The organism is Brachybacterium sp. UNK5269 (genome assembly GCF_049266655.1).
In the GTDB taxonomy this organism is placed as follows: Bacteria; Actinomycetota; Actinomycetes; order Actinomycetales; family Dermabacteraceae; genus Brachybacterium.
The window spans coordinates 2794766-2817445 of record NZ_CP184883.1; the positions used below are offsets into that span (position 1 = coordinate 2794766).

Consider the following 22680-nt stretch of genomic DNA (forward strand, 5'->3'; position numbering starts at 1 on the left):
TGGCGGCGTGGTACGGATCGGTCGCGGTGCGGTGCGCGGAGCGGACCCGGCTCACACGTCGGGGTTCGTGAAGGCGATCCTGGACAGCCAGCTGAAGGCGGCGTCGAGACCGAAGATCAGCAGGATCATGAAGGTGACGAACAGCAGGACCGTGACCGAGTACAGGACCAGCTCCCGACGGGTCGGGACGACCACTTTCCTGAGCTCCGCGATGACCTGCCGGATGAACAGTCCGATCGCCAGGAACGGGTTCTTCGACCCGGTGCCCTGGTCGTAGCCACGGGTGGACGTCGACGGAGCGTGCTGGCTGGAGTTCACGACTGAGCTGTCCGATCTGGTCGAGGTCATCCGCATCCGGCCGGGATTTCCCGGCCGGACCGGCAGGGCAGACAGGGCTCGAACCTGCAACCTGCGGTTTTGGAGACCGCTGCGCTACCAATTGCGCCACTGCCCTTCACGGGGAACCTGCCCCGTCAGGTCGTTCCGCGTCGCCCCGGAGGGCCTTCGCGATTCTGACCAGCGACCAGCATACAAGCCGCGGGGACCTGGTGCGAATCAGCGGTCGGCAGAACGCGTCACACCGGGCGCGGCGCCGACCCCGCCGGCCCGCCCGCACGCCGGTCCTGCGGCGCCGGCACCGGTCCCCGTCCGATGGGCGTCCTGCCTGGCGGCGCGGCAGGAGCTCTGAGACGATGGGCGCGTGACCACCGACGACGCCACCGCCCCCGCCAGCAGCCCGCAGCCCTCCGCCCGCGCCCGCATCTCCCGGCGGGTCGGCGCGATCGAGCCCTCGGCGACCCTCGCCGTCGACGCCACCGCCAAGGCCCTGAAGGCGGCCGGCCGGCCCGTCATCGGCTTCGGGGCCGGTGAGCCCGACTTCCCCACCCCGCAGCACATCGTGGACGCGGCGATCGAGGCGGCCGCCGACCCCGGGAACCACCGCTACTCCCCCACCGCCGGTCTGCCGGAGTTGCGCCGGGCCCTGGCCGAGGCCGCCCGGGCCACCACCGGGCTTCCGGTCGAGCCGGCGCAGGTGCTGGTGACCAACGGCGGCAAGCAGGCCGTCTTCCAGGCCTTCGCGACCCTGCTGGACCCCGGCGACGAGGTGCTGCTGCCGGCGCCGTACTGGACCACCTACCCCGAGGCGATCCGGCAGACCGGCGCCCACGAAGTGCCGGTGCTGGCCGGCGCCGACCAGGGCTACGTGCCCACCGTCGAGCAGCTCGAGGCGGCCCGCACGGAGCGCACCCGCGCCCTGGTGCTCTGCTCCCCCTCGAACCCGACCGGGGCGGTCCTCACCGCCGAGCAGGTCGCCGAGATCGGGCGCTGGGCGCTCGAGCACGGCATCTGGGTGGTCACCGACGAGATCTACCAGGCCCTCACCTACGACGGCATGCCCTTCACCTCGGTGCTGAAGGCCGTCCCCGAGCTCGCCGAGACCACCGTGGTGCTCGGCGGGGTGGCGAAGTCCTTCGCGATGACCGGCTGGCGGGTGGGCTGGATGATCGGCCCGGTCGACGTCATCACGGCGGCCGGCAACCTGCAGTCGCATCTGACCTCGCACGTGAACAACATCGCCCAGCGGGCGGCGGTGGCGGCCCTGACCGGCCCCACCGAGCCGGTCGAGCAGATGCGCGAGGCGTTCGACCGTCGGCGCCGGCTGATCGTGCAGAAGCTCTCCGAGGTCCGGGGCTTCACCGTGCCCACCCCGACCGGCGCCTTCTACGTGTTCCCCGACGTCTCCGGCGCGCTGGGCCGGGAGATCCGCGGTCGCCGGGTCACCACCTCCGCCGAGCTGGCCGCCGTGATCCTCGAGGAGGCGGAGGTCGCCGCGGTGCCGGGCGAGGCCTTCGGCGCCCCCGGGCACCTGCGCTTCTCCTACGCCCTGCAGGACGAGGACATCTCCGAGGGCGTCGACCGGGTGATCGCGCTCCTGGCGGAATGACGCCGGCGCCCGAGCGCCGCCGCGATCTCGCCACCCTGCCGAAGGCGCATCTGCACCTGCACTTCACCGGGTCGATGCGCCCGACGACGCTGCGGGAGCTGGCCGCGGAGCGCGGCATCCGGCTGCCCCGCTCGCTGAGCGACGACGTCGCCCTGCAGGTGGAGCCGACGCGGCGCGGCTGGTTCCGCTTCCAGCGGCAGTACGACGCGGCCCGCACGGTGGTCGACTCCGAGACGGCCATGCGGCGCATCGTGGACGAGGCCGCGCGCGATGACGCCGCCGAGGGCTCGGGACGGCTCGAGCTGCAGGTGGACCCCACCAGCTACGCGCCGTTCGTCGGCGGCCTGACGCCCGCGATCGAGATCGTGCTGGACCAGGCGGAGCGCTCGGAGCGCGAGACCGGGGTCAGCATCGGCATCGTGATCGCCGCCTCCCGCACCCGCCATCCGCTGGATGCCCGCACCCTGGCGCGGCTGGCGGCGCGCCATGCGGGCCGGGTGGTCGGGTTCGGGCTCTCCAACGACGAGCGCCGCGGGGTCACCGGCGAGTTCGCCGCGGCCTTCCGGATCGCGCGCGAGGCCGGGCTGCTGTCGGTGCCGCACGGCGGGGAGCTGCTGGGACCGGAGCACGTGCAGGAGGTGGTCGAGCACCTGCACCCCGACCGGATCGGCCACGGGGTGCGGGCGGCGGAGGATCCGGAGCTGCTGCGCCGGATCGTCGATGCGGGCATCGGGCTCGAGGTGTGCCCGGCCTCGAACGCGTCCCTCGGGGTGGTGGAGTCGGCCACCGACGTCCCGCTGCGGAGGCTGGTCGAGGCCGGGGCGCGGATCGCGCTGGGCGCCGACGACCCGCTGCTGTTCGGCTCCCGCCTGCTCGAGCAGTACGAGACCGCGCGGCGGATGGGCTTCGAGGACGCCGAGCTCGCCGCGCTCGCGGCCTCCTCGATCGAGGTCTCCTCCGCGCCCGAGCCGGTGAGGGAGCGCCTGCTGGGCGGGGTGCGCGACTGGCTCGCCGCTCCCGCACCGGGGGCCTGAGGCGGCACCCGGGCCCGGCTCAGCGGTCCTGCCCGGCACCCTCCGAGGGCAGGGCCAGGAAGAACTCCGGTGCGGCGAAGCCGTGCTGACCGAAGGCGGCGGCGATCGCCTCGGCGACCGCCTGCGCCTGATCGGCCTCTACCAGGGCGATGGTCGAGCCGCCGAAGCCGCCGCCGGTCATCCGGGCGCCATGGGCGCCGGCGGCGCGGGCGGCGTCCACCGCCACGTCGAGCTGCGGGACCGTCACCTCGTAGTCCTCGCGCAGGGAGTCGTGGGAGGCGTTCAGCAGCGCGCCGAGCTCGCCGACCTGCTCCCGCACGGTGCCGGCGGCGAGCAGCGCGTCGAACTGCTCGACCCGGCGGATCTCGGTGAGCACGTGGCGGGCGCGGCGGCGCACCACCTCGTCCCCGAGGCGTCCCAGCAGGGTCTCGAGCTGGTCGACGTCGGCGTCGCGCAGCGTCGGCACCCCGAGCTGCGCGGCGGCCCGCTCGCTGTCCGCGCGACGTGCGGCGTACTCGCCGTCCACATGGGAGTGCTCGGCGCGGGTGTCGGTGATCAGCAGCGCCAGCTGCTGGGAGGCGAGGTCCCACGGCACCGGGCGGGTCGAGAGGTCGCGGCAGTCCAGGAACAGGGCGTGGCCCTCATGGGAGAGCACCGAGGCGGACTGGTCCAGGCCCCCGGTCGAGGCGCCCGCGAAGTCGGTCTCCGCCGTGATCGCGGCCCGCACCCGCTCCAGCCGCGTCGTGCCCAGGCTCAGCAGCGCCTCGATGGCCTCCGCGGCCGCGCATTCGAGGGCGGCGGAGCTGGAGAGCCCCGCCCCCAGCGGCACCTGGCCGTCGATCATGATGTCCATGCCCCGGGTCGCCGCCCCGGAGATGAAGGGGTCCAGGGCCCAGAGCACGCCGGCCACGTAGGCCGGCCAGCCGGTGACCGCCCCCGGGGTGAGCTCGCGGGCGTCGATGTCGAGCACCAGCTCGTCCTGGGCCGAGCGCAGCCGCAGCCGGTTCGTGGGCGTCCGCGCCGCCGCCGCGAAGCAGCGGTGCGAGATCGCCATCGGCAGGCACAGCCCGTCCTGGTAGTCGACGTGCTCGCCGATGATGTTCACCCGGCCCGGCGCGGACCACACCCCGTCCGGCGCGTAGCCGAAGGACTCGACGAAGCGCTGCTCGGCGCGGGCGGCGGCCTCGGAGCGATCGGGGGCGGCGGACAGCAGGACCGCGGTGGTCTCGGCGGCTGGCGACATGGATTTCCTTCCGGAGCAGGCGGATGCCGAGCCGCTGACTCGATCGCGTACTGCCCGGCTCGGCGACGCAGAGTCTAACCTTCCGCTCGGTAGGGGAGCTGGAGGAGTGCTCAGGGCCTCACTGCCAGACAGGCCACGGACGGGGCCGGGATCGGCTCCGCGGCGACGCTCAGCTGCTCGCCCTGCCGGCGCAGGACGTCGATCCGGTCGCCCTCCTGGGCCGCCACCAGCACCAGGTCCTCCAGCTGGGTGAAGTGCCGCGGATGCGCCCCGACCTCGTGCTCGGCCACGAGCTCCGGCCGCATCCCGGCCAGGGAGAGCAGGGACAGGGTGTCCGGTCCGCGGTTGGCGACCAGCAGCAGGGACTCGTCGGCCGAGAGCTCGATGTGGGAGAGCGCATCGGCGCCCTCGCGGGCGCTGGCGGGGATCATGGAGCGCACGCTCCAGCGGTGCGCCGGGCTCTGCATCACGGCGGGGGCGGAGCGGCCGGCCGGCTGCTCGCTGCGCACCGCGGTGGCGACCATCCCGGAGAGCTCGCAGGCGATGTGGATCTGCTCGGACTCGTGGTCGGGCACCAGGTGGCGGGGCCCGCTGCCCCGGCTCAGCGGGATCTCCCCGGTCAGTCCCATCTGGCCGGCGGCGTCCTGGCGGTAGAGGAAGACCCGGTCCAGGCCGAGGTCCGGGACCGCGAGCTGGGAGGTGCCCGGCAGCGGCACCACCTGATGGGGGTGCGGATCCTGTCCGTCGGCGCGGTCGTGGTGGTCGTCGAGGTCGATCTGCTCGACGGGCAGCCCGTCCGCGTCCAGGCGCACGGTGACGACCGAGCCGGAGCCGTACTGCGCCACCACCAGCGTCGAGGGGCTCGCGAGGGCGAGGTGGCAGCCGCCGGCGCCCTCCAGGGCGAGGTCGGCGACGACCTCGGCGCGGACGCCGTCGGAGGTCACGCGCACGGCCACCACCCGGGTGGGCTCGCCCTCCAGCACCGCGTAGAGCACGGAGCCGTCGCTGCTCCACAGCACGAAGGAGGGATCGGGGAGGTCCACCGTCGCCAGGCGCTCGAGGTCGGGGGCGGCCCCCGGCCGCGGCGTCAGGCGCAGCAGCTCGACCCCCGGGCCGCGCCCGGTGCCGCGGGTGGAGTAGCCGCCGAGGGCGATCAGTGCGGACGTGCTCATGTCTCTCCTACGGGTCGATGCGTCGCCCCGAGTCGCCCCCGTGGTCGGTGGGCGGATCGAGGTGCTCCAGGAAGGAGGGATCCTCGAACATCGCGGGAGACAGCGCTGTCATCTCACCGGTCATCGTAGACGGCTCGACCACCGTCGCGCCGTGACGGCGCCGCAGCCGGCGCGAGCCGAGGGAGAGCCGGCGCCGGCGCAGGGTCGTGAACGGCGAGGAGATCGCCGGGGTGTAGGCGATGGCGCTGCGGCGGAAGTAGGGCATGATCCGCGAGGCCAGCAGCTGGCCGAGCACCACCCCGGCGGCGATCGAGATCGCGATCTCGGCGGCTCCCAGCAGCTCCGCGGCGCCGACGGAGACGTCGTCCCCGAGCCCCAGCAGGCCGCGATAGATGCGACTGCCGGGCACCAGCGGGATCACCCCGGCCATCACGAAGGCGAGCGCCGGGGCGCGCAGCCGGTCGGCGAGGGCGGTGGCGATCAGCCCGGCGGCGAAGGCCGCGATCCCGACGGTGTAGGTGCGGTCCAGGCCGAGCCCGGTCAGCAGGTGGGCGACGAGCCCGGAGCCGGCGGCGATCAGCGCCGCCGCCGGCAGCAGCCGCCAGGGCACCTGGGTGCCGACGCCGTAGCCGAGCCCCATCCCGAGACCGGAGATCACCACCACCACCGCGGTGGTGAGGGTGACGGGCATGGCGGCGGTGACCGAGATGTCGGCGCCGATCGCCTCGGCCAGCATGATGCCGCCGCGCACGCCGGCCACGATCCCGACCGTCAGCATCAGCGTCTCCAGGATCCGGCCGGCGGCGGTGACGTACCAGCCGGTGACCGCGTCCTGCACGGCGCTGATCGAGGACAGCCCCGCCAGCTGCACGATGAGGCAGGAGACGACCACGATCGAGGGGTTCACGGAGGAGTCGATCAGGGCGACCACCACGGTCGCGCCCACGGCGACGAAGCCGCCGATCACCTGCGCGTAGAACTCCGGGATGTTCCACCGCGCCAGCAGCTCGCCGAGGGCGATCAGCAGCCCGGCGGCGAGGGTCGCGGCGGCCACCACCAGGGTGCCGGCGCCGAAGCTGAGCGCCGCGGCGCCGCCCATCACCGCGAAGCCGGCGATCACCAGCGGCTTGCGGTACAGCGACTGCTTCTGGGGGATGGTCGCGGCCTGGTGGCGGGCCTCGTTCAGCGGCAGCTCACCGGAGATGTACTGGTGGGTGATGTCCTCGAAGGCGGCCAGCCGGGCGAAGTCCTGCACCCGGGAGCTCGCGGAGCGGACCCGGGTGAAGGGGGTCGCGGACTCGTCGGGGAGGTAGGAGATCGTCACCTCGTTGAACGTCACCTGGACCGAGACGTTGCGCAGTCCGGAGGAGCTCGTCACCCGCAGCACCGTCGCGGTGACCTCGGAGGCGGCGGCCCCGTTGGTCAGCAGCCCCTCCCCGATCCTCATCGCGAGGTCGAACACGGCATGGAGCCGGGCGGAGTCTGTGGGCACGGCATCGATCGTGCCATACCGGTGACCGGCGCCCACACCCGGGGACATGCCAGATCCCTCACCGCCCGGGCGGGGCCGACGAGGGCCCGCTCAGAGGTTGGGCGAGCCCGTCAGCACCCCGATCGTCAGGGCCAGCCCCAGCAGCACGGCGACGTCGAACCCTCGCGAGCGCACCGCCAGCGCCCCCACGGCGCGGACCGGCAGCACCGCGCGCAGCCCGGCCAGCACCACCAGCAGAGCGGCCAGCAGCACCCCGGCCAGCGGTGCGGAGACCAGCACCCCGATGCCCACGACCCCGGCCAGTGCGGCCAGGGCGGTCGTCAGCACCGCCTGCCGCCGGAGGGCGGCGGCCAGGGTGAAGGGGGATCCGGGCTCGCGCACGTGTCCATGCTACGGGCCGCCTCCGGTTACGCTGGCCGTGGTCGGCAGCGCCGTCGACCACCGCCGACCTGGAGGATCACCCGATGACCAGCCCCGGTGCGACGACCGGCCCCACCCGCCGCGAACACGACCTGCTCGGGGACCGCGAGGTCCCGGCCGGTGCGTACTACGGCATCCAGACCCTGCGGGCGCAGGAGAACTTCCACATCTCGGGGGTGCCGTTGCACCACTTCCCCCGCCTGATCGAGGCCCTCGCCCAGGTGAAGCGGGCGGCCGCGCGGGCGAACCATCGCCTCGGCGCCCTCGACGACGAGCGGGCCGCGGCGATCGACCAGGCCTGTCAGGAGATCGTCGGCGGGGCGCTGCACGAGCACTTCGTGGTCGACATGATCCAGGGGGGCGCCGGCACCAGCACCAACATGAACGCCAACGAGGTGATCGCCAACCGGGCCCTGGAGATCCTGGGCCATGGGCGCGGCGAGTACGACCACCTCCATCCCAACAACCACGTCAACCTCGGCCAGTCCACCAACGACGTGTACCCCACCTCGGTGCGGCTGGCGATGATGCTGTCCTTCCCGGCGCTCGCCGAGGCGATGGACCACCTGATCACCACGCTGCGCAGCAAGGGCGAGGAGTTCAGCGCGGACCTGAAGATGGGCCGCACCCAGATGCAGGACGCGGTGCCGATGACGGTGGGCCAGGAGTTCCACGGCTGGGCCACCACCATCGCGGAGGACGTGCAGCGCCTGACCCGCACCGCGACCCTGTTCCAGGAGATCAACCTGGGGGCGACCGCGATCGGCACCGGCATCACCTCGGACCCGCGCTACGCGCAGATGGCCACCGCGGAGCTCGCGGAGCTCACCGGCATCCCCTTCGTGGTCTCGGACGACCTGGTGGAGGCCACCAGCGACACCGGCGCCTTCGTGACCTTCTCGGGGATCCTCAAGCGGATCGCGGTGAAGATCTCCAAGATCTGCAACGACCTGCGCCTGCTGTCCTCGGGCCCCCGCGCGGGGTTCCACGAGCTGAACCTGCCCTCGGTGCAGCCGGGCAGCTCGATCATGCCGGGCAAGGTGAACCCGGTGATCCCGGAGGTGGTCAACCAGGTCGCCTTCGAGGTGATCGGCAACGATCTCACGGTGACCTTCGCCGCGGAGGGCGGCCAGCTGCAGCTGAACGCCTTCGAGCCGGTGATCTGCTTCAACATCCTCGAGTCCACCCGCATCATGACCCGGGCCATGAACACCCTGGCCGATCGCTGCATCGCCGGGATCACCCTGAACCGGGACGTGCTGCAGGACTACCTGCGCCGCTCCATCGGGGTGGTCACCGCGCTGGTGCCGGTGATCGGCTACGCCGCGGCCACCGACATCGCCCAGTCGGCCCTGCAGACGGGCCGACCGGTGGCCGAGCTGGTGCTCGAGCGGGGGCTGCTGGACGAGCGGCGCCTGACCAACCTGCTCTCGCCCTCGTCGATGACCCGTCCGGTGCGCCCCACGGCCACCGGCACCATCCCGGCGATCACGCTGGACGTGGAGTCGGACTCGGGTGAGGTCGCCCGCCCGCAGGCCGATCCCGCCGACGTCTGAGCATCGCCCGCCGGATGATGCGCCGAGCGCCGGCCCCGCGTAGGCGGGCACCGGCGCTCGGCGCGTCGCCGGGTCGGCTCACTCGTCGGCCTCCTCCATCTTGCCGCGCATGACGAGCTTCGGGTCCGGGGTGCCGACCACCTCGTGGTCCTTGTCCTCGTACTCGAACTGGGACAGGAAGTAGCGCATCGCGTTGAGCCGGGCGCGCTTCTTGTCGTTGGAGCGGATGATCGTCCACGGCGCGTACCGCTTGTCCGTGCGGCGGAACATCTCCTCCTTGGCCAGCGTGTACGCCTCCCAGCGGTCCAGCGACTCGAGGTCCATCGGGGAGAGCTTCCAGCGGCGCACCGGGTCCAGCTGACGGATCGCGAAGCGGGTGCGCTGCTCCTTCTGCGAGACCGAGAACCAGAACTTGGTGACGTGGATGCCGGAGTCCACCAGCATCCGCTCGAAGTAGGGGACCTGGTTCATGAAGGTCTCGTACTCCTCCGGGGTCGCGAAGCCCATCACCCGCTCCACCCCCGCGCGGTTGTACCAGGAGCGGTCGAACAGCACCATCTCGCCCTCGGTGGGGAGGTGGCGGATGTAGCGCTGGAAGTACCACTGGCCGCGCTCGCGGTCGCTGGGCTTGTTCAGCGCGACCACCCGCGCGGTGCGGGGGTTGAGGTGCTCGGTGAAGCGCTTGATGGTGCCGCCCTTGCCGGCCGCGTCCCGCCCCTCGAAGATGATGATCGCCTTCTGGTCGTTGTCCTCCAGCCAGTACTGGAACTTCAGCAGCTCGACCTGCAGCTGGTACTTCTGGAGCTCGTACTCGTCCCGGTCCATGCGGGTGTCGTACGGGTACCCCTCCTGCCAGGTGTAGACCGGGTTCCCCTGGGGATCGATCAGGTCCGGATCGGGGGTGTGACCGTCGGCGACCGAGTACCCCTCCTCGCGCAGATGCTCGATGTATTCGCGCAGGCTCTGGTTGTCGGGGATCTTCACGCTCACTCCTTCGGCTGACGCGGGTCGATGGGCACAACTGTAGAGGTCGCGCACGGCGACCGGTGGACGGGCCGGGCACGGTCCGCGCCCTGCCCGGGGCGGGTCCGCGCCATGGCGGACCCGCGCCCCGGAGCGGGGCTCAGTGCGCGAAGTGGCGGGTGCCGGTGAGGTAGAGGGTGGCGCCGGCGGCGCGGCAGGCCTCGATGACCTCGTCGTCGCGGATCGAGCCGCCGGGCTGGACGATCGCCCGCACGCCGGCGTCCAGCAGGATCTGCGCCCCGTCGGCGAAGGGGAAGAAGGCGTCCGACGCCGCGACGGCGCCGCGGGCGCGCTCCGGCGCCGTCCCGCCCTCCGCGGGCGCGCCCAGGCTGTTGGCGCGGGAGACGGCCAGGCGGCAGGAGTCCAGGCGGTTGACCTGGCCCATGCCGATGCCCACGGCGGCGCCGTCGGCGGCCAGCAGGATCGCGTTGGACTTCACGGCGCGCACGGAGCGCCAGGCGAAGGCGAGGTCCGCGAGCATCTGCGCATCGGCGGCCTGCCCGGCGGCGAGGGTCCAGCTCGAGGGGTCGTCGCCCTCGGCGTCGAGCCGGTCGGCGTCCTGGACCAGCATCCCGCCCCAGATCTCGCGCATCTCGAGGGTGCGGGAGTACTCGCCGCGCAGGCGCAGGATCCGCAGGTTCTTCTTGGTGCGCAGCAGCTCGAGCGCCGCGTCCTCGTAGTCGGGGGCCAGGATGACCTCGGTGAAGACCGGCTTGACCTGCTCGGCCATCGCCAGGGTGACCGGGCGGTTGGCGGCGATGACCCCGCCGTAGGCGGACAGCGGGTCGGTGGCGTGGGCGCGGCGATGCGCCGCGGCGATGTCCTCCCCCGCGCCCGCGACGGCGATGCCGCAGGGGTTGTTGTGCTTGACCACGGCGACCGCGGGACGGGGGTGGTCGTAGGCGGCGCGCACCGCGGCGTCGGCGTCCACGTAGTTGTTGTAGCTCATCGGCTTGCCGCCCAGCTGCTCGGCCCCGGCCAGGCCCGGCTCGTCCTCGTCGGTCACGGCCAGGCGCGCCCGCTGGTGGGGGTTCTCGCCGTAGCGCAGGGTGGTGGTGAAGCCGAGCTGGGCGGCGTCCTCGTCGCTGAGGTCCAGCACGGTCATCGGGGCGTCCTGGTCGGCGCCCTCGAGGAGCTCGTCGACCTCGTCGGCGTCCTCACCGGCGAGCTGCTGGAGCATCCACTGGCTGATCGCCGCGTCGTACTCGGCGGTGCGGGTGAAGGCGATGGTCGCGAGCTCCTGCCGCTCGGCGAGGGTGTAGCCGCCGGCCGCGGCGGCCTCGCCCGCGGCGGCGTAGTCCTCGGGATCGACCACCACGGCGAGGGAGGCGAAGTTCTTCGCGGCGCCGCGCACCATGGAGGGGCCGCCGATGTCGATCTTCTCGATGATCTCCTGGGCGCTGCCGCCGGCGGCGACGGTCTCGCTGAAGGGGTAGAGGTTCACGACCACCAGGTCGAAGGCCTCGATCCCGTGCTCGGCCAGCTGCTCGCGGTGGGTCTCGAGCCGCTGGTCGGCGAGGATCCCGGCGTGGACGCGGGGGTGCAGGGTCTTGACCCGGCCGTCGAGCATCTCGGGGAACCCGGTCAGCGCGGCGACGTCGGTGACGTCGATCCCGGCCTCGCGGACGGTGGCGCCGGTGGAGCCGGTCGAGACGATCTCGACGCCCTGCTCGGCGAGCGTGCGGGCGAGGTCCACGATGCCGGTCTTGTCGAAGACGGACAGCAGGGCGCGGCGGATCGGGCGGCGCTGGGTGGTGGTCACGGGGGAGCTCCTGTTCGGATCGGGTGCAGGGCGCATTCATGCCCTGCCGCGCGCACCCAGGCGGTCGATGCGCGCGTCGGTCACTCCCCGGTGGTCGCCCACCTTCGCCAGTCGTGTCCGGCCACTCTAGCGGGAGCCGGCCGCCTGCGGTCCGACGGGCCGAGGGCTGGTCAGGCGGCGCACCACCTCGACCAGCAGCGGCTGCTCGGCGGCCTTGATGCGCTCGTGGAGCGTCTGCTCGGTGTCGCCCTCGAGGACGTCCACGGCGACCTGCGCGAGGATCCGACCGGTGTCCACCCCGGGGTCGACCTCGATCACGCTGGCGCCGGTGACCTTGACGCCGTGGGCGAGGGCGTCGCGGACCCCGTGGGCGCCGGGGAACGCGGGCAGCAGGGCGGGATGGGTGTTGATGATCCGGCCCCCGAAGGCGCTCAGCAGCGGCGGGCCGACCAGCTTCATGAAGCCGGCCAGCACCACCAGCTCGGGGCGGTGGCGGGTCACGGCTGCGGCGAGGGCGCGGTCCCAGGCCTCCCGGTCGGCGTGGTCGCGCAGGCGGACCACCTCGGTGGGGATCTGCGCGGCGCGGGCGTGCTCGAGCCCGCTCGCCTCGCGGTCGGCGATCACCGCGACCACCGCGTAGGGGCACTGCGGGTCGCGGGCGCTCGCCAGGAGCGCGGCGAGGTTGGAGCCGGTGCCGGAGATGAGGACGACGACGGGGGTGCGGGACACGCCCTCAGGGTAGTGGCAGCGGAGGGCCGGCCCGGGGCTGGTCCTGCCGCGCCGGGGGTCGGGCCGGCCGGTCAGGCCCCGCGTCGCCCGCGAGCAGGCACAATGGGTGGCGATGAACAGCGAACGGGATCAGAGCACGCGCACCGACGAGGACCGCAGGGCGCGCCACCGCCGCCTGGTGGGCGGGCTGACGCTGTCCCTGCTCGCCACCTGGCTGCTGCTGCTCGCGCCGCTGCCGTTCTCGATCCTCTCGGGGCTCACGGCGCTGGTCGCCCTGGTGCTGCTGATCATCCTGATCGTGCGGTCCATCGCCGCGCGGCGGCTGGGGATGGCGCTGTTCGCGGCGCTGCTGGGGGTGCCCGCCACGCTGATGATCATGGGCACCGCGGTGCTCTCGCTGGTGTTCTACACCCCGATGGCCGAGCTCCAGGACTGCCTGGCCGCGGCACTGACCGAGCAGGCCCGGGCGCAGTGCAACGCGGAGGCGCAGGGCTCGATGGCCCAGTGGATCAACGACCTCGTCGGCGGCTGAACCAGCTGCTGCGCCGGGTCGCGGCGGCGGCCCCGGACGGCTCGGCGACGGCCGCGGGGCTCTCGGCCTCGAGGCTCTCGGCCTCGGGGTCGTCGCCCGCCTCGGCGTCGTCGCCCGGCTCCGTCTCGGCCTCCGGCGCCGACGCGGCCTCGGGCTGCGGCGCCGCGGGATCCTCGGCCCGGTCCGCCTCGTCCACCTCGTCCGCACCGTCGGCCCCGGCGGCCCCGGCGGCCCCGGCGGTAGGAATCGGGTCGTCGGCGTTCCCGCGGGGGGCGGTCCGGCCGGGTGCGGCGGTCTCTCCGCGCTCCGTGCGCTCCGCGGCCTCGATCCGCTCCCGCAGCGCGGCGCGGGCGCGGCGGGTCCAGGGGATCAGCCCGGTGGCGAGCACGCCCAGCACCAGCGCGGTGGCGAGCGCCACGATCGCGGCGAGCGGCCCCGCCAGGGTGCTCATCTGCGGGCCCAGGTGCACCAGGCGGCCGTCGCCGATGCCGCCGGTGGAGAGCCCGGCCAGCAGCAGCACCGCCCCGATCACCACCAGCGGGTAGGCGATCCAGGCCGTGATCCGGTCACGGAGGCCGAGGCCGGAGACGTCGCGCACCAGGCGCACGGCGCCCAGGGCCACAGGGAGGGCGGGCACGATCATCAGCGCCCAGGTCCAGCTCGGGAAGTCACCGGGAGCGGGCAGCGCGCTCAGCACCGGCAGCGCCGGCAGCACCCCGGTCTGGGCGCCGTCCAGCGAGATCGCGGTTCCCGTCCCCACCCCGACGGTGCCGCCCAGCAGCACCACCAGGGCCCACAGCGCCAGCAGCGGCAGCAGGGCGAGCTGGACCAGGGTCAGCACGATGCCGCCGACGATGCCCGGGGCCAGCGCGTCGAACAGGGCCGCCTGGTCGGGGACCGTGGTCGCCAGCAGCACCAGCAGCGCCAGCACCCCGCTGCCGAGCAGTCCGCTGACGGCCAGCAGCACGGCCCGGGCGATGTCCCCGTACGGGGCCGGCAGCAGGTCCAGCACGCGCACCCCGGGCACGGTCGCCGTCGGCTCCCGGCGCAGGGACAACAGCAGCCCGGTCAGGCCGCCGATCACCGCCACCATGGCGCCGGAGACGGCGGCGGAGGTCAGCATCGGCGCGGTGTCGACGCTGCGGCCGACGCCCGCCAGCACGGCGAGCCCGACCGCGTAGACCGAGGCGTACATGGCCAGGGCCGCGCCGACGTCGCGCAGCGCCCCGACCCGCAGCACCCCGTCGTCGCGGACCGGGCGCAGCGCGCGGCCCACCCGGCGCATGGCGGCGCCGGACAGCAGCAGCAGGATCAGCAGCAGCCCGAAGGGCGTCAGGGTGACCGCGCCGTCGATCACCCCGGTGCTCAGCATGATGCCGCCGCCGTGGCCGAGGACCAGGATGTTCAGGGCGATGATGATCGCGTCCAGCGACGTGGCGGTGGAGGCGGTCCCGGCGACCTGCGCGGCCAGGGCGGGCACGACCACCACGGCCAGCGCCATCCCGAGGGAGCCGAGCGCACCGAGGGCACCGCGCACCAGAGGCGTCGAGATGCTGCCGACGTTGCTGCTCACGCACTGCTCCTGAAAGGGATGTGACCATCGCGGAGCCGGTCGGCTCCGGGCTCCCCACGGGCGGGGTCGCCGGTCCATGGTCGCATTCCGCGGCCCCGTCCCGTGCATCGCGGAAGGGGACGCGGGTCACGGCGCCGCCGCTGCCGGGTGCCGCATAATGACAGCGATGTCTGAGCCGATCCCGCGTCCCGAGCCCGTCGATGACCAGGCCGTGCTGTTCGTCCGCACCCTGCGCATCGACGAGGCCGTCGACCTTCCGGGGCACATCCCGTCCCAGGTCAGCGGGGCCTGGCTGCGCCACGGCCAGGGCATCGTCGCCCTCGGCTCGGCCTGGTCGGCGCGGACCGCCGGACCGGACCGCTTCGCGGCCGCGAGCACGGCCTTCCAGGCGCTCGCCGACCGCGCCCTGGTCGACGACGAGGTGCGGGTGCGCACCAGCGGCCTGATCGCGCTGGGAAGCTTCTCCTATGCCGACGCCTCGGCGCGGGCGTCGACGCTGATGGTGCCGCGGGCCGTGCTGGGGGTGCATGACGGCGAGGCGTTCCTCACCGTGGTCGGCGTCGATCAGGAGCCGACCCCGCCGACCTCCTGGCGCGACCTGTTCCCCTCCTCCCCCGTCGCCGCCGCGCGGCCCCCGCACTCGACCTCGAGGCCGACCACACGCCCGACGAGTACCAGGCCCTGGTCCAGCAGGCCGTGGACGAGATCCGCCAGGGCCGGGCCGAGAAGGTGGTGCTCTCCGAGCGCACCACGGTCCGCACCACCGCCCGCCTCGACCCGGCGCTGATGCTGACCCGGCTGGCCCACGCCTATCCGAGCACCTGGGTGTACCACCTCGAGGACGTGGTGGGCGCGAGCCCCGAGATGCTCGCCCAGACCGAGGACGGCCGCGTGTTCTCGCGGGTCCTCGCCGGTTCCCGGGCGGTGGCCGACGACGGCGAGCTCGACGAGCTCGACCGGCGCGCCTTCCGCTCCGATGTGAAGGAGCGCTCCGAGCACGCCTTCGCGGTCGACTCGGTCATCGAGCGGCTCGCGGACCTGGCCGAGGACATCGAGGTCTCCGCGGAGCCGTTCGTGCTGCGCCTGCCGGGCCTCGAGCATCTCGCCTCGGACGTCAGCGCGCGGCTGCGCAGCGGCATCACCAGCCTCGACGTCGCCTCCCGGCTGCACCCCTCGGCCGCCGTCTCCGGCACCCCGCGGCAGCAGGCGGACGAGATCATCGCGCGTCTGGAGCCCCAGGACCGCGGCGGGTACGCCTCCCCGGTCGGGTGGATGGACGCCCGCGGCGACGGGCAGTGGGCGATCGCCCTGCGGATGGCCCACCTGGTCGACGACCATGCGGCGGTGCTGCAGGCCGGCGGTGGACTGGTGGCCGCCTCGGATCCCGTCTCCGAGCATGCCGAGGTGCTCGCCAAGTGCCGGCCGATGCTGCGGGCGCTGCGGGGCTCGGAGCCCGCCTGAGGATCAGGACGGGCGCACGCCCAGCGTGATCTCGACCCTCTGCACGAACCCGTCGCGCACCACCTCGAAGGAGTGGGTGGAGCCGATCTCGAGCCCGCGCACCGCACCGGTCAGCGCGCCGGCGCCGCCCACGGGGCTCTCCCCGATGCCGATGATGAGGTCGCCCTCCCTCAGGCCCGCCTCGGCGGCGGGGCTGCCCGGCTCGACGCTGACCACCTGCGCGCCGCGATGGGCCGCCCGGTCGCCGGCGACCTCGCCGTCCTGGGTGGTGACGCCCAGGAAGGCGTGCTCGGCGGTGCCGTCCTCCTGGAGCTGCTCGGCGATCATGGTGGCGGTGTTCGAGGGGATCGCGAAGCCGAGGCCGATGCTGCCGGCCTGGCCGGCGGCATTGGGGATCCCGGCGATGGCGGTGTTGATGCCGATCACCTGGCCGGCCGCGTCGACCAGGGGCCCGCCGGAGTTGCCGGGGTTGATGGCCGCATCGGTCTGGATGGCCGAGGTGTAGGTGGTATCGGAGCCGTCGGAGGCCTCCCCCGAGGCGGTCACCGGGCGGTCCAGCGCGGAGACGATGCCGGTGGTGACGGTGTTCTCCAGGCCCAGCGGGGTGCCGAGCGCCATCACCGGCTGGCCGACCACCAGGGTCGAGGAGTCCGCGAAGGTGGCGGGCTGGAGGTCCGCCGGCGGGCTGTCCAGACGGATCACGGCGAGGTCGGTGGCGGGGTCGGTGCCGACGACGGACGCGGTGTGGACCAGGCCGTCGACGGTGCTGACCTCGACCGACCGGGCACCGTCGACGACGTGGTTGTTGGTCAGGATCGTGCCCTGCGCATCGAGCACCACCCCGGTGCCCTGGCCGGTGCCGCCCTCGGTGACGACCTGGATCGCGACGGCGCTCGGGGCGACCTGCTCGGCGACGGCCGCCCAGTCCGGGTCCTCGACGGTGGAGACCGAGGCCGGGGAGGCCTCCGTGCCGGTCCCTGCGGCGGGCTGCGAGAGCGCCGGTGCCTCATCGGTCAGGAGCTGGTCGTAGGCGACGACCCCGCCGAGGGTCAGCCCGCTGGAGAGCAGCATTCCGGCCGCCACCAGGCCGCTCACGCCGCCCCAGCCGGGGCCGCGCCGCCGCCCGGGGGCCGGTGCGGCCGCCGTCGGGGCCTCGGCGGACGCCGGAGCCGCGGCGGTGACGGGGGTCGACGAGCCGGAGCCGTACGGATCCCACATGGACCAGGGGCTCGGGGAGTGCGCGGCGCCGGGGAGCTGCTGGGTGGGTGCCTCGGATCCCGGGATCCGCGGGGGCGGGGTCGGGTACTCGTCCTGGGGTGCGTGATCGTCCTTCATGGGTTCCATGAGAGCACCGCTCCTCAAGAATTCAACGAATCCGAGCTGGACGTCTCCTGGACGACGAGGACGCGCAGGCCGCCCTCCGTCCGGGCGAGCGCGGCCGGCAGCTCCTCGGCCGTGACCCGCTGGGCTGCGGCGCCGAGCGCGGCGGCGGCCGCGGCGACGTCCACCCCGTGCGGGGTGGTGAAGAAGCGGCGCAGCAGGGCGGGCGGGGCGGCGGCGTGCTCGAGGCCGGAGAAGATGCGGCCGCCGCCGTCGTCGACGATGACCACGTCGAGGTCGGGGCGCTGCTCGTCGGGGCCGATCACCAGTCCGGTGAGGTCGTGCAGCGCGGTGAGGTCGCCCACCAGCAGCCGCACCCGGCCCGGCGCGGCCGCCGGGGCGGCGCCGTCGGCCGCCGCCGCGGGCCGGCGCGCGAGCGCGAGGCCGCCGGCCATCGAAGTGGTGCCGTCGATCCCGGCCAGGCCCCGGTTCGCGATGACGGCGGCGCGGCTCGCCCCGGCATGCTGCTCGAGGTCCCGCACCAGGCTCGAGGAGCCGAGCACCAGGACGTCGTCGGCCCCGGTGGCCCGCCACACCGCGAGCGCGGCGCGGCGCTGCCAGCTGGTGGGCAGCGCTGCGGTGACCTCCGCGGCGGCCTCGCGCCAGGCGGCCAGGTGCTCGCGGCGGCGCTCACTGCGCTGACCGTCCTCGGCGTCCTCGTCGGATTCCTCCTGCCCGACCGCCGCGGGGACCACCAGGCGGGCGCGGCGGGCGACGTCGGGCCAGTCCAGCTGGGCATCGACCACGATCACCTCGACGTCGTCGGCCCCCAGCAGGGCGGCCACCACCGGCCGGGAGAGCGTGGGGTGGCCCAGCACGATCGCCCGCTGCGGGCGCAGCGGATGGGTGCGGTCGGCCATGATCTCGGTCAGCAGCGCGGGGTAGCCCGCGATCAGGGTGCGACCGTGGCGGGCGCCCGAGCTCGGCTCGGCCAGCAGCGGCAGCAGGTGGCGGTCGGCGAGCTCGGCGGCGGCGGGCCCGGCGCCGTCCCCGGCGATCACCACGGTCCGATCGGAGATCGGGACCGGCTGCGGGGCGGGAGCGGCGGGGCGGGCGCGGTGGGTCAGCACGATCCGGGCGCGCTCCTGCTGCGCGGGGGCGGGCCCGGCGGAGGGGCGCGGGACCAACGGGTCCCGGAAGGAGAGGTTCAGGTGCACCGGCCCGGGGTGCTCCGCGGTCGCGGCGGCGACGGCCCGGGCGGCGGTGGAGACCGCGGTGCGCAGCTCGACGGGGCTCGCGGCGGAGGCGGTGGGGGCGGGCAGGTCCACGTCCCAGCGCACCAGCGAGCGGAACATGCCGGCCTGGCGGGTGGTCTGGTTGGCCCCCACCTCCCGCAGCTCGGCGGGCCGGTCGGCGGTGAGCACGAGCAGCGGGATCCGGGAGTGGTGGGCCTCCATCACCGCGGCGTGCAGGTGCGCGGTCGCGGTGCCGGAGGTGGTGACGACCGCGGCCGGGTGGGCGGGGTCGTGCCGGCTGAGGCCCAGCGCGGTGAAGGCCGCCGCGCGCTCGTCGATCCGCACGTGGGCGCGGATCCGGCCCTCGATCTCCGGTGCGGCGAGACCGTAGACCAGCGGCGCGGAGCGGGAGCCGGGCGCCAGGACCGCGTCGGTGACCCCGAGCGCCGCCAGGGCGCTCCAGAGGGCCACGGACTGGTCGACGGCGCCGGAGCCGGTGGGCCGCGGCGCGTGGATCCAGGCGGGCGGGGTGGTGGGGGCGGTCTGCGGGGGCACCCCGTCAGCGTAGTTCGGGTGCGCGCGGGGCGGCTCAGGCCCGCTCGAGGTGCTCGGCGCAGACGGCGAGCCGCTGCTCCCAGCGGGCCGTCAGCTCCGCGTCGGCGCGGTGGCGGTCCAGCAGCTCCGGGGACGGCTCGGGGCGGGCGACGGGCAGGGTGCCGTCCGTGGCGTGCAGGGGCTGCTCGACGAGGTCGCCGGTGAGCAGGGTGGCGGTGGCCAGGCCGCAGGCGTGGGGCAGCTCCGGCAGGGCGGCGGCGAGCGCGAGCCCGGCGCTGAGGCCGACGCTGCTCTCCAGGGCGGAGGAGACCACCACCGGCAGTCCCGCCTGCGCGGCCAGGTCCAGGCAGCGCTGCACCCCGCCCAGGGGCTGCACCTTCATCACCAGCACGTCGGCGGCCCCCGCGCGGGCGACCCGCAGCGGGTCCTCGGCGCGGCGCACGGACTCGTCGGCGGCGATGGGGATGTCGAGCGCGCGGCGCAGGGCGGCGAGGTCCTCGAGGGCGGCGCAGGGCTGCTCGGCGTACTCGAGGCCGCCGGCGGCCCGGTCCAGGAGCGGCAGCGCCGCGAGCGCCTCGTCGAGGGTCCAGGCGGCGTTGGCGTCGATGCGCAGCTGCGCCTGCGGCCCCATCGCGTCGCGGACGGCCTCGAGCCGCTCGGCGTCCTCGGCGAGGGTGGACCCGGGATCGGCGGCCTTGATCTTCGCGGTGCGGGCCCCGCCGACCCGGGCGAGGCGATGGGCGAGGACCGGGGGCACGACGGGGATGGTGGCGTTGACCTCGACCCGCTCGCGGAGCGGCGCGGGGCGCGCGGAGGTGGCGTCGGCGAGCGCCGCGCGCAGCCAGGCGGCGGACTCGGCGGGGTCGTAGTCCCAGAACGGGGAGAACTCGGCCCAGCCGGCCGGGCCGTGCAGCAGCACCCCGTCGCGCTCGGTGAGGCCGCGGAACCGGGTGGTCATGGGGATCGACCAGGCGTGCGCGCGGTCGATGCCGCGCTCGCGCAGGGCGGTGGGAAGGCGCATGGGATCAGGCTAGCGAGGCTCCGCCGCCCGGTGCGGCGCGGCGGCCGCGCCGGGCGCGCCGGCGGCGAGCGCCCGCACCGTGCGGTCGATGGCCGGGCGCAGGTCGAGGCCGGGATCGACGGTGAGGCGGTGCAGGAGCAGGCCATCGGCGAGCGCCATCACCGCCCGCGTGGCGGGGACCGGGTCGGGGATGCCGACGGCGGCCACCAGCTGCTCCGTCCAGCGCTCGAACTCGTGGCGCTGGTGCCGCAGCGGCAGCGCGAGCTCGGGATCGTCGGCGAGCTCGAGGAAGAGGGCGTACCGGGCGCGGGTGCGGGCCGCGAAGGGCCCTGACTGCAGGTCCGTCATGGCGCACAGCCCGTCCACCAGCTCGTCGATCCCGGTGATGACCGGCAGCGAGGCCGGATCGAAGTCCACCCGCTCCCGCTCCGCGATCCAGTCCACCACGCCCGCCAGCAGGGCGCGGCGGGTGCGGAACCAGTTCGAGGTCGAGCCCGGCGGGAGCTGGGCGAGCTCGTCGACCCGGGCGTGGGTCAGGGCGCGCACCCCGTGCGCACCCAGCAGCTCGACGGCCGCCTCGAGCGCTCGCTGACGGGTGGCCGCGGCCATGGACATCCCCCTCCGACGGATCTACGCTGACGATCTACTACAAACATAGTAGATCGCTTCCATCGAGGGAGGCTCCCATGTCCACCACCACCGCGTTCTGGTCCCCGCCGCTGCCGGCGATGCCCGGCGCGGAGCACCACGTCATCGAGACCCCCGGACTGAGCACCCACCTCGCCGCCATCGGCGAGGGCGAACCCGTCCTGATGCTGCACGGCTGCCCCGAGCACTGGTGGCAGTGGAGCCGCGTCGCCCCCGCCGTCGCGGCCCGGGGCTACCGAGTGCTGTGCCCTGATCTGCGCGGTGCCGGCTGGACCGTCGCCGAGGACCCTCGGCTGAGGCGCACCACCCGCCTGCACGACGTCCTGTCCCTGCTCGATGCGCTCGAGATCGACCGCGTCCACCTCGTCTCGCACGACATGGGCGTCCTGACCGCCATCCAGCTGAGCTACGAGCATCCCCAGCGGGTGCGCACCGCGGTGCAGCTCTCGGTCTGGCCCGCCTTCGCGACCATCGGCCCGAGGCTGTTCCCGGCCTTCACGCACCTGCCGCGGTTCATCTGGCATCGTCCCGGCGCCTCGCTGGCCGGCACCTTCTCGCCGCGCTACGTCGCCCACCCGATGTCGCCGGCCACCATCGAGGCCCACCTCGCGCCGCTGCAGCGACCCGAGGTCGACGCGGCGGTGCGCCCCCTGACCCGGCGACTGGTGCTGCCCGAGGCGATGCGGATGCTGCGCGGCGTCTACCGTCGGCGCCGGCTGACCGTGCCGACCCTGGTCGTGTTCGGTCGCCAGGACCGCCCCACCACCGAGGATCTGATGGGACGCCTCTGCCGCGCTCCCCAGCGCTATGCCGACCGCATCGAGTTCGCCTACGTCGAGGACGCCGCCCACTTCATCACCGATGACGCACCCCAGGAGGTGGCCGAGCTCTGCGTGGACTGGTTCGCGCGCGCGGCCTGACCGGAAGGGTTAGCACGAGCGGCCCGGACTACCCTGTCCCCCATGACCGTCGCCCCTGCCCCGCTGCCCCGCCAGGTGTCCGACACCTTCGACCCCCGAGCCTGGCGGGAGGTGCCCGCGAGCGAGCACGGCGGGCCGGCCTTCACCGACCTCACCTACCACCGGGCCGTCCAGCGGGTGGAGTCCCCCGACGGCGAGCGCACCCAGCGCGACCTGCCCACGGTGCGCATCGCCTTCGACCGCCCGGAGGTGCGCAACGCCTTCCGCCCCCACACGGTCGACGAGCTCTTCCGCGCGCTGGACCATGCGCGGCTCGACACCGGGGTGGGCGTCATCCTGCTCACCGGCAACGGTCCCTCCCCCAAGGACGGCGGCCACTCCTTCTGCTCCGGCGGCGACCAGCGGATCCGCGGCCGCGCCGGCTACGAGTACTCCGCGGCCGAGGAGCTGGGCGAGACCTCCCCGGTGCGCACCGGCTCCAGCGGGCGGCTGCACATCCTGGAGGTGCAGCGCCTCATCCGCACCATGGGCAAGGTGGTCATCGCCGTCGTGAACGGCTGGGCCGCGGGCGGCGGGCACTCCCTGCACGTGGTCGCCGACCTGTCGATCGCCTCCCGGCAGCACGCCCGCTTCAAGCAGACCGACGCGAACGTCGGCTCCTTCGACGGCGGCTACGGCTCCGCCTACCTCGCCAAGCAGGTCGGCCAGAAGCGGGCCAGGGAGATCTTCTTCCTCGCCGAGGAGTACTCCGCCCAGGACGCCTGCGACTGGGGCGCCGTCAACCGCGTCGTGGACCACGAGCGGATCGAGGAGGAGGCACTGGCGATGGCCGCGACCATCGCCACCAAGTCCCCGCAGGCGATCCGGATGCTGAAGTTCGCCTTCAACCTCGCCGACGACGGGCTGATGGGCCAGCAGGTCTTCGCCGGCGAGGCGACGCGCCTGGCGTACATGACCGACGAGGCCGTCGAGGGCCGCGACGCCTTCCTCGAGAAGCGCGACCCCGACTGGACGCGCTTCCCCCATCCGCAGGGCTGAG

Annotated in this window: 21 protein-coding genes, 1 tRNA gene and 1 riboswitch; of the genes, 8 read left to right on the forward strand and 14 right to left on the reverse strand. The window is 74.3% G+C overall.

The features are described 5' to 3' along the window. Positions 1–51: 51 nt before the first annotated feature. Positions 52–318: a preprotein translocase subunit SecE gene (gene secE / locus ACOJUI_RS13060; RefSeq protein ID WP_422115378.1), complete on the reverse strand. Its 267-nt coding sequence runs from the start codon at positions 316–318 to the stop codon at positions 52–54. A 63-nt stretch (positions 319–381) separates the two neighbouring features. Then, positions 382–454, reverse strand: a tRNA-Trp gene (locus tag ACOJUI_RS13065). A gap of 246 nt (positions 455–700) precedes the next feature. Here ACOJUI_RS13065 and ACOJUI_RS13070 point away from each other — a divergent pair. Then, the gene (locus ACOJUI_RS13070; RefSeq protein WP_422115379.1) at positions 701–1945 is read left to right on the forward strand and encodes a pyridoxal phosphate-dependent aminotransferase; all 1245 of its coding nucleotides are present in this window, start codon (positions 701–703) and stop codon (positions 1943–1945) included. Then, positions 1942–2979: an adenosine deaminase gene (locus tag ACOJUI_RS13075; RefSeq protein ID WP_422115380.1), complete on the forward strand. Its 1038-nt coding sequence runs from the start codon at positions 1942–1944 to the stop codon at positions 2977–2979. Before ACOJUI_RS13070 ends, ACOJUI_RS13075 begins: the two co-directional genes overlap by 4 nt. Before the next feature lie 19 nt (positions 2980–2998). Here the strand turns inward: ACOJUI_RS13075 and galK are convergent, their stop codons facing one another. The 4 genes from galK to ACOJUI_RS13095 all read right to left on the reverse strand — a co-directional run bounded on the left by galK (position 2999) and on the right by ACOJUI_RS13095 (position 7267). Then, complete coding sequence (gene galK / locus ACOJUI_RS13080; RefSeq protein ID WP_422115381.1) at positions 2999–4222, reverse strand: galactokinase; 1224 nt, start codon at positions 4220–4222, stop codon at positions 2999–3001. Between the two features lie 110 nt (positions 4223–4332). Beyond that, positions 4333–5394 carry a lactonase family protein gene (locus tag ACOJUI_RS13085; RefSeq protein ID WP_422115382.1) on the reverse strand — a complete coding sequence of 354 codons (1062 nt, stop codon included), beginning with the start codon at positions 5392–5394 and terminating at the stop codon, positions 4333–4335. A gap of 7 nt (positions 5395–5401) precedes the next feature. Beyond that, entirely contained in the window at positions 5402–6886 is a 1485-nt protein-coding gene (locus ACOJUI_RS13090; RefSeq protein ID WP_422115383.1) for a threonine/serine ThrE exporter family protein, read from the reverse strand. 90 nt (positions 6887–6976) lie between these two features. Further along, positions 6977–7267, reverse strand: a complete 291-nt coding sequence (locus ACOJUI_RS13095; protein WP_422115384.1) for a DUF3017 domain-containing protein — start codon at positions 7265–7267, stop codon at positions 6977–6979. A gap of 83 nt (positions 7268–7350) precedes the next feature. Between ACOJUI_RS13095 and ACOJUI_RS13100 the strand changes: the two genes are divergently transcribed. After that, positions 7351–8862, forward strand: a complete 1512-nt coding sequence (locus ACOJUI_RS13100; protein WP_422115385.1) for an aspartate ammonia-lyase — start codon at positions 7351–7353, stop codon at positions 8860–8862. Between the two features lie 78 nt (positions 8863–8940). Here ACOJUI_RS13100 and ppk2 read toward each other — a convergent pair whose 3' ends face one another. From ppk2 to purN, 3 genes are all read right to left on the reverse strand, one after another. Then, on the reverse strand, positions 8941–9846 hold the full coding sequence (gene ppk2 / locus ACOJUI_RS13105; protein WP_422115386.1) for a polyphosphate kinase 2: 906 nt from the start codon (positions 9844–9846) through the stop codon (positions 8941–8943). 139 nt (positions 9847–9985) lie between these two features. Continuing rightward, complete coding sequence (purH, locus tag ACOJUI_RS13110; protein ID WP_422115387.1) at positions 9986–11683, reverse strand: bifunctional phosphoribosylaminoimidazolecarboxamide formyltransferase/IMP cyclohydrolase; 1698 nt, start codon at positions 11681–11683, stop codon at positions 9986–9988. An 11-nt stretch (positions 11684–11694) separates the two neighbouring features. Beyond that, a riboswitch (ZMP/ZTP riboswitch) is annotated at positions 11695–11772 on the reverse strand. 1 nt (position 11773) lies between these two features. Next, entirely contained in the window at positions 11774–12376 is a 603-nt protein-coding gene (gene purN / locus ACOJUI_RS13115) for a phosphoribosylglycinamide formyltransferase (protein ID WP_422115388.1), read from the reverse strand. 112 nt (positions 12377–12488) lie between these two features. On the opposite strand from purN, the gene ACOJUI_RS13120 reads away from it, so the two are divergent. Further along, positions 12489–12908: a hypothetical protein gene (locus ACOJUI_RS13120; RefSeq protein ID WP_422115389.1), complete on the forward strand. Its 420-nt coding sequence runs from the start codon at positions 12489–12491 to the stop codon at positions 12906–12908. On the opposite strand, the gene ACOJUI_RS13125 is transcribed toward ACOJUI_RS13120, so the two are convergent. Then, positions 12886–14481 carry a DUF6350 family protein gene (locus ACOJUI_RS13125; protein ID WP_422115390.1) on the reverse strand — a complete coding sequence of 532 codons (1596 nt, stop codon included), beginning with the start codon at positions 14479–14481 and terminating at the stop codon, positions 12886–12888. The genes ACOJUI_RS13120 and ACOJUI_RS13125 overlap by 23 nt on opposite strands. Before the next feature lie 166 nt (positions 14482–14647). On the opposite strand from ACOJUI_RS13125, the gene ACOJUI_RS13130 reads away from it, so the two are divergent. Continuing rightward, positions 14648–15268: a hypothetical protein gene (locus tag ACOJUI_RS13130; protein ID WP_422115391.1), complete on the forward strand. Its 621-nt coding sequence runs from the start codon at positions 14648–14650 to the stop codon at positions 15266–15268. Beyond that, positions 15178–15942, forward strand: coding sequence for an isochorismate synthase (locus ACOJUI_RS13135; RefSeq protein ID WP_422115392.1), 765 nt, complete (start codon positions 15178–15180; stop codon positions 15940–15942). The genes ACOJUI_RS13130 and ACOJUI_RS13135 overlap by 91 nt, the downstream gene beginning before the upstream one ends. 3 nt (positions 15943–15945) lie before the next feature. On the opposite strand, the gene ACOJUI_RS13140 is transcribed toward ACOJUI_RS13135, so the two are convergent. From ACOJUI_RS13140 to ACOJUI_RS13155, 4 genes are read right to left on the reverse strand one after another with little or no spacing between them, the layout of a single operon-like run. After that, complete coding sequence (locus ACOJUI_RS13140; RefSeq protein WP_422115393.1) at positions 15946–17286, reverse strand: S1C family serine protease; 1341 nt, start codon at positions 17284–17286, stop codon at positions 15946–15948. A 14-nt stretch (positions 17287–17300) separates the two neighbouring features. Beyond that, complete coding sequence (gene menD / locus ACOJUI_RS13145; RefSeq protein ID WP_422115394.1) at positions 17301–19052, reverse strand: 2-succinyl-5-enolpyruvyl-6-hydroxy-3-cyclohexene-1-carboxylic-acid synthase; 1752 nt, start codon at positions 19050–19052, stop codon at positions 17301–17303. Between the two features lie 34 nt (positions 19053–19086). Then, a complete protein-coding gene (locus ACOJUI_RS13150) occupies positions 19087–20073 on the reverse strand; it encodes an o-succinylbenzoate synthase (RefSeq protein WP_422115395.1) in 987 nt (328 codons plus the stop codon). A gap of 9 nt (positions 20074–20082) precedes the next feature. Beyond that, positions 20083–20682, reverse strand: a complete 600-nt coding sequence (locus ACOJUI_RS13155; protein ID WP_422115396.1) for a TetR/AcrR family transcriptional regulator — start codon at positions 20680–20682, stop codon at positions 20083–20085. A gap of 77 nt (positions 20683–20759) precedes the next feature. Between ACOJUI_RS13155 and ACOJUI_RS13160 the strand changes: the two genes are divergently transcribed. Then, complete coding sequence (locus ACOJUI_RS13160) at positions 20760–21641, forward strand: alpha/beta fold hydrolase (protein ID WP_422115397.1); 882 nt, start codon at positions 20760–20762, stop codon at positions 21639–21641. Positions 21642–21683: 42 nt separating this feature from the next. After that, positions 21684–22679 (forward strand): 1,4-dihydroxy-2-naphthoyl-CoA synthase, encoded by a 996-nt coding sequence (locus ACOJUI_RS13165; protein ID WP_422115398.1) that lies wholly within the window; start codon positions 21684–21686, stop codon positions 22677–22679. Position 22680: the final 1 nt, after the last annotated feature.